Source organism: Acinetobacter pragensis, assembly GCF_001605895.1.
In the GTDB taxonomy this organism is placed as follows: domain Bacteria; phylum Pseudomonadota; class Gammaproteobacteria; order Pseudomonadales; family Moraxellaceae; genus Acinetobacter; species Acinetobacter pragensis.
This window is the reverse complement of record NZ_LUAW01000065.1, coordinates 1-833: the sequence shown is the minus strand read 5'-3', so window position 1 is coordinate 833 and position 833 is coordinate 1. Positions and strand designations below refer to the sequence as shown.

The following is an 833-nucleotide window of genomic DNA, read 5'->3' as shown; positions in this document are numbered from 1 at the left end:
TTATCCGGGCACATTTGATCCAATTACCAATGGGCATATTGATTTAGTCACGCGTGCATCACGAATGTTTGATGAAGTGGTGGTCGCAATAGCTATTGGTCACCATAAAAACCCGGTGTTTAGCTTAGAAGAGCGTGYWKAAATGTTTCCAGCCCATATCCGCGCTTTAGGGGTAGCATTGCCTTATGCGCTGGCCAATACCATTTTTGGCGGTACCGCAGAATTTTTTGCACTGAGCTTTAAGCAAGCCGGACATGAATCTTGGTTCTTTATCTATGTCACCATCATGATTTTTATATCCCTGCTTCTGCTTCTAAATTTTTGGTTCGGATGGCGAGGTCAGCGTCCTGCTCAATTTCGTTGCGCTTGCGGCGGCGGTCTTCAATCGTCTCAGTCAGCTTGGTTAAACCTTCCGCATCGAAGGCATTTTGCGGATTGAAGTATTTAAAGCCGGTCTGGTCCAGCCCTGTGAGCGAAACAGTTTCTAATTCTAAACCGTTTTTATGCAGATCTTCCATCAATTTTATTGTATACCCGCAATACCGGTACATCGGCGCCAATTTCTTTGAGCACTTTCTCTACGGCTTCAATCTGCTCCAGCATATCCGGGCTGCTGGAATCAATTACACTGGCGTGCCGTCCTCATTTAAGCGCAGAATTTTGCCTAAATTTGACTGCAAGTCTTGTGCAGGATCAAATTTCTGCCGTTCACCAGAGCTGACCCAAAGCTTGCCGTCTGCGCCAAACAGCATTTTATGCGCATAATGGCCTTGACCGGAAACCTTTGGCACTTGGCGCCAAATAACGGTCAAATCTTTGAGCGCCGGCCGGCT

At 46.9% G+C, this 833-nt stretch carries 4 pseudogenes; 1 reads left to right on the top strand and 3 read right to left on the bottom strand.

The features are described from left to right. A pseudogene (locus AZH43_RS19010) lies at positions 1-316 on the top strand (adenylyltransferase/cytidyltransferase family protein); the annotation flags it as partial. Here AZH43_RS19010 and AZH43_RS18745 read toward each other — a convergent pair. The 3 pseudogenes from AZH43_RS18745 to AZH43_RS16885 form a co-directional block, all read right to left on the bottom strand. Beyond that, positions 306-515, bottom strand: a pseudogene (locus tag AZH43_RS18745) (flotillin family protein); the annotation flags it as partial. The pseudogenes AZH43_RS19010 and AZH43_RS18745 overlap by 11 nt on opposite strands. Before the next feature lies 1 nt (position 516). Next, positions 517-627 (bottom strand): annotated as a pseudogene (locus tag AZH43_RS19005) (hypothetical protein); the annotation flags it as partial. Further along, positions 627-833, bottom strand: a pseudogene (locus AZH43_RS16885) (PQQ-dependent sugar dehydrogenase); the annotation flags it as partial. The pseudogenes AZH43_RS16885 and AZH43_RS19005, both read right to left, overlap by 1 nt.